Genomic DNA, 5,029 nt, shown 5'->3' with positions numbered 1-5,029 from the left:
AAATTTTGTGTGGCCTCCAAAAAGAAATTAAATTATGGATATAAATGGTTTAGATAAAATAAGTACAGAAGTTGTAGAAACAGCTAGAGATAGTTTAGTTATAGGTATTCGATAATAGAAAAAGCAAGGTTCTGTTGCAAAGTTAAATTAGTATACAAATTTATGCAAAAACAATAAATTAAATACTAATTTAACAATATATCGTACTTCTATTTTTGATTATTTTTACATTTCTTTGTATTTATATTACATGATTTCTGACTTTGCAACAGAACCAAGATATGTCTAAAAGTGGGACACAACGCCCATGGAGAGAAAAGAAAATCGACAATGTAAGTTATGCAGATATACTAGAAATTTTAAAAATTAAAAAGGCTTTTAACGTGAAACAATGTGGTAACGTCTTAGAATTTAAGCCGACTGATGAAGGGTATTTGAAACTTTATAAAACATGGTTTTGTAAGTCTAAATTGTGTCCGGTTTGTAATTGGAGGCGTTCAATGAAAAATAGTTATCAAGCTCAAAAAGTCATTGAAGCAGTGGTTAAAGAAAAGCCAAAGGCACGTTGGTTGTTTTTGACACTTTCAACCAAAAATGCGATTGATGGTGAGCATTTAGAACAAAGTTTAAAGCATATGTCGAAAGCTTTTAACAAGTTAAAAATGTATGCAAAAGTTAAAAAGAATTTAATTGGTTTTATGCGTTCAACTGAAGTTACAGTTAATAAAAATGACGGGAGTTATAATCAACATATGCACGTTTTATTGTGTGTTGAAAATGCTTATTTTAGAAAAAAAGAGAATTATATAGCGCAAGAAGAGTGGATCAATTTATGGCAAAAAGCTCTTCAAGTTGATTACAAACCAGTCGCAAATATCAAAGCAATTAAGCCAAATAAAAAAGGCGATAAAGATATACAAGCTGCAATTAAAGAAACATCAAAATACTCGGTTAAGTCATCCGATTATTTAACGGGAAACCATGAAAAAGATGCAGAAATTGTTCAAGATTTGGAACAAGGTTTATACAGAAAACGCATGTTAAGTTACGGTGGTTTGCTTAAACAAAAACATAAACTTTTAAATTTAGACGATGCCGAAGAAGGTAATTTAATTCAAACGAGTGATGAAGAAAAAACAACTGAAGAAGAACAAAAAGCCCATTCAATTACAGCTATTTGGAATTTCGAAAAACAAAATTATTTCTTAAAAAATTTGTAACGTTAGTTTAATTTTGATTATTACAGCTAATATTTTTTAGGTTTTAGAAACGAGTTGAAAACGAGTTTCTTCTTGTCTTGACTGAGCAAGAAAAATGTGAGATAAATCATCAAATGATTGACGAAATTGAAGAAGAGAATTGAGAACAAAAATTAGTGTTTTTTCACCTATGCGATTAAAAAATAGATGCCTCACTTTTGTGACAAAGTCCATATAATGTGTCACAAAAGTGAGGCATCCTCAATATCTTGTGTCACAAAAGTGAGGCACAAACAAGAAATTCGTCACCTATATGAGAAAGTTATTAATCCGCTGAAATATCTGGCTTTGCCAGATACCCCATTTTAGAGTGGGGTCATATTTCCCTTATGCTCTTACAAAGCATTTGGGACAAAATCAAGATTTCGGTATTTTTTACAGAAATTTGCCCCTGCAGGAACTAAAAACTGGATTCACTTTTTGAAGGATTATATGCAAAATTTTAGTTTGCATGTAACTGGGCAGTGTCTAAAAATCGTCACTGGTTTTGCTAAAAATTTGTGATGTGAAATCAAAATATATTTATTTGGCTCTTATTTGCGTTTTAAGCCCTTATATAGAATTTTGGATATAAAACTACGTAAATATTTAGTGTTTCTTCAAAATGCCCCTTTAAAATTAAAAATAAAGGCACTCAAATTTTTGTAAGAGTTATGATAAAGTTTGCTAAAAAGGAGTGTTTTATTTTTATGACTATCAAACAGATTGTGAATGATTTATTGAATAAAAAATGGTCTTTAGAAGAATTGTTTTGGTTAATTTTCATGTGTGTAATATTTAGTACTTTTACTACACCATTTTTAGGTATTCCGATTGGAGTTATTGCTTATTTTTTCTTTTTTTATAAAGATGATGATGTTGATGAGATAGCAGAAAAATATGATTATCAAGACGAGAATAAGAAATAGACCACGCATTTATGCCGAGAAAATTTATTGTGCGTTGAGAAGAACCCTTAACTAAACTTGCAGACGAATGTCGGCATAGCGTGAGCTATTAAGCCGACCATTCGACAAGTTTTGGGATTGTTAAGGGTTCCGAGGCTCAACGTCAATAAAGCAATTGGAATAAAGCAATAATATGATATGGTTACCTTGGGAATGTTCTTAAAAAATTGGGAGTAAAATTAAAGCGAAGGAGTTTTTATTTTGAAACTAAAAAAATCATTTGGAACATTGTTAGCGAGTGCGATTTTATTAACAACGGTAAGTCCTATGGCTAGTGCAAGTGAATCATTAGAAACACAAAAGGCAGTTAGTAACTCGAGTGCAGAAATTGAAAAAGATAATAAAGCTTTAGATGATTTGTTTCGAAATCCTGAATATGTAACTGAACAGACTATTAATAATTTGCCGACTAATCTTAAAGAAGGGACTTCAGAAAGAATTGGTGGTTCTTTTGCTGTAAAAAAAGGAATTAAGGCAATGATAAAAAACAAAAAAGCTGTTTTTTCAGGAGTTAAAAAGATAAGTCCTCGTGCTGGTAAGTCTTTAGAAAAACGTTGGGATAAATATGTTGAACCGGCTTTAAATAACATTTTAAAACAAGAACAAGCTACATGGGGGAATGTAGAAGGTCAAGTTGCTCAAGCGTTAATGGGAACTGGTATAAAAGACTCTTCTGCCCGGAGCATTGCTTTCTGGGTATCTCAAGTAGGTCAAACTTTGATATAAGAGAGTGTGTTTTGAATGAATAATGAAGAATTAGAGTCTAAATTGTTGTTAATTAAGCAATCTATAGATGTTTTACAAGAAGAATTAGCACCTGATCTAAAAACAAAAGATTTAGTTTTATTACGTTACGGTTATAGCGTTCATGAAATTAAGAAGTTAAATGATTATTTATTTAAATTAACAATGAATCAGGATAAAGTAACCAAAAAAGAGTTTAAAGAAGTTTTATGTGATATAAGAGAAGTTCCTGAAATTCCAAATAAGCAAGTTGATGATGTTTTGGAAGGTTATAGAAACAGTGAACTTCATGTTGATGTAATAGATTATATTTTGAATAATGATTAATAAAAAGCCCTCTTTTAGGAGGGCTTTTTAAACGAGTGAAACGAGTTTCTTCTTGTCTTGATACTATATAGAAATAACTCAAATATGTAAAAAGATGCATTTCAATTAGACCTAGTCTTTTAATCGTAAATTGTATTTCGAACGACTTTACTAAAGCAACATCTCGCTCTTTTTTATATAGCTCAAAACAATATTGAGATTCATCTTATATAACAGTAATTATATAAAAACCTTTACTTATCGCTCTAAAAGGTTTATAGTTAATCTAACGTAATAAAAGCTCGTGAATTTAATTGTAGTGTATTTTTTAGAATATCCTCTTTTTTATAAATGAAATTGTTACAAATATTATGTGCAAAAGCACGCGGAGGTATTCTATATGAATAACGGTACAGTAAAATGGTTTAATGCAGAAAAAGGTTTTGGCTTCATCGAAAGAGAAAACGGTAGTGATTTATTTGTTCACTTTTCTGGTATTGTAGCAGAAGGTTACAAATCTTTAGAAGAAGGTCAAAAGGTAGAATTTGATATCACTGAAGGCCAACGTGGTGAACAAGCTACTAACGTTGTTACTGTTTAAAAGGTTCTGTTGCAAAGTAAAAAAATATAGCTAACCACTAATTTATCATGTCAGTGTTCGCTTAACTTGCTAGCATGATGCTAATTTCGTGGCATGGCGAAAATCCGTAGATCTGAAGAGACCTGCGGTTCTTTTTATATAGAGCGTAAATACATTCAATACCTTGTCTTTCTTACTTTAATATGACGGTGATCTTGCTCAATGAGATTATTCAGATATTTCGATGTATAATGACAGTCAGGTTTAAGTTTAAAAGCTTTAATTACTTTAGCCATTGCTACCTTCGTTGAAGGTGCCTGATCTGTAATTACCTTTTGAGGTTTACCAAATTGTTTAATGAGACGTTTGATAAATGCATATGCCGAATGATTATCTCGTTGCTTACGCAACCAAATATCTAATGTATGTCCCTCTGCATCAATGGCACGATATAAATAGTTCCAATTTCCTCTTATTTTGATGTACGTCTCATCAATACGCCATTTGTAATAAGCTTTTTTATGCTTTTTCTTCCAAATTTGATATAAAATTGGAGCATATTCTTGAACCCAACGGTAGACCGTTGAATGATGAACGTTTACACCACGTTCCCTTAACATTTCAGATATATCACGATAACTCAATGCATATCTTAGATAGTAGCCAACGGCTACAATGATGACGTCCTTGTTAAATTGTTTATATCTGAAATAGTTCATACAGAAGACTCCTTTTTGTTAAAATTATACTATAAATTCAACTTTGCAACAGAACCACTTTAGACATTTTAGGTTATGTATTCGGAATAGGTTTTGTTGTGTTTGGAATTTCTGCTTTGGTTCTCTGGGGAAATGAAATTTATAAAATTATAAGTAAAAGTAATAAAAGAGTTAGTTATAAACTGAGTATTTACTGTGCTGGAATAGCTATTATATGTGCTTTAGTTTTGGTTATTACAGCTAATGTTTTTTAGGTTTTGGAAACGAGTTTCTTCTTATTTTGAGAGGCGAAAAAAAGATTTGTAGGTACTAAAGATATAATTTTAGAGCATACTCTAAATACCCCTTTAAAATGAAAAAATAAGGATATTGGATTATCACGCGAAAATTTTAGTTTTAGGTGGAATAAAAATAATAATCCTTTAGGAAGTTTATAAGAAACTATAAAATAATACAAAACGGCTGGGTCCTAAA

5 protein-coding genes and 2 pseudogenes are annotated in these 5,029 nt (G+C 30.8%); 6 read left to right on the top strand and 1 reads right to left on the bottom strand.

Annotated features, from left to right (window positions below; genetic code table 11):
- Window positions 1–31: 31 nt before the first annotated feature.
- The 6 genes and pseudogenes from A33S_RS12210 to A33S_RS0106390 form a co-directional block, all read left to right on the top strand.
- Window positions 32–115: pseudogene (locus tag A33S_RS12210) on the top strand (AAA family ATPase); the annotation flags it as partial.
- 166 nt (window positions 116–281) lie between these two features.
- Window positions 282–1,220: a protein rep gene (locus A33S_RS0106415; protein WP_081502247.1), complete on the top strand. Its 939-nt coding sequence runs from the start codon at window positions 282–284 to the stop codon at window positions 1,218–1,220.
- A 728-nt stretch (window positions 1,221–1,948) separates the two neighbouring features.
- Window positions 1,949–2,167, top strand: coding sequence for a VraH family peptide resistance protein (locus A33S_RS0106410; protein WP_009384747.1), 219 nt, complete (start codon window positions 1,949–1,951; stop codon window positions 2,165–2,167).
- Window positions 2,168–2,407: 240 nt separating this feature from the next.
- Complete coding sequence (locus tag A33S_RS12400; protein WP_009384744.1) at window positions 2,408–2,932, top strand: hypothetical protein; 525 nt, start codon at window positions 2,408–2,410, stop codon at window positions 2,930–2,932.
- 15 nt (window positions 2,933–2,947) lie between these two features.
- Entirely contained in the window at window positions 2,948–3,277 is a 330-nt protein-coding gene (locus A33S_RS0106395; RefSeq protein WP_009384743.1) for a hypothetical protein, read from the top strand.
- Between the two features lie 379 nt (window positions 3,278–3,656).
- Window positions 3,657–3,857 carry a cold-shock protein gene (locus A33S_RS0106390; RefSeq protein WP_009384742.1) on the top strand — a complete coding sequence of 67 codons (201 nt, stop codon included), beginning with the start codon at window positions 3,657–3,659 and terminating at the stop codon, window positions 3,855–3,857.
- A gap of 61 nt (window positions 3,858–3,918) precedes the next feature.
- Here A33S_RS0106390 and A33S_RS11675 read toward each other — a convergent pair.
- Window positions 3,919–4,555: pseudogene (locus A33S_RS11675) on the bottom strand (IS6 family transposase).
- Between the last annotated feature and the right edge of the window lie 474 nt (window positions 4,556–5,029).

This window comes from Staphylococcus massiliensis CCUG 55927, assembly GCF_000298075.1.
Taxonomy (GTDB): domain Bacteria; phylum Bacillota; class Bacilli; order Staphylococcales; family Staphylococcaceae; genus Staphylococcus; species Staphylococcus massiliensis.
The sequence above is the reverse complement of the archived record's forward strand: the minus strand, read 5'-3'. Positions and strand labels throughout refer to the sequence as shown.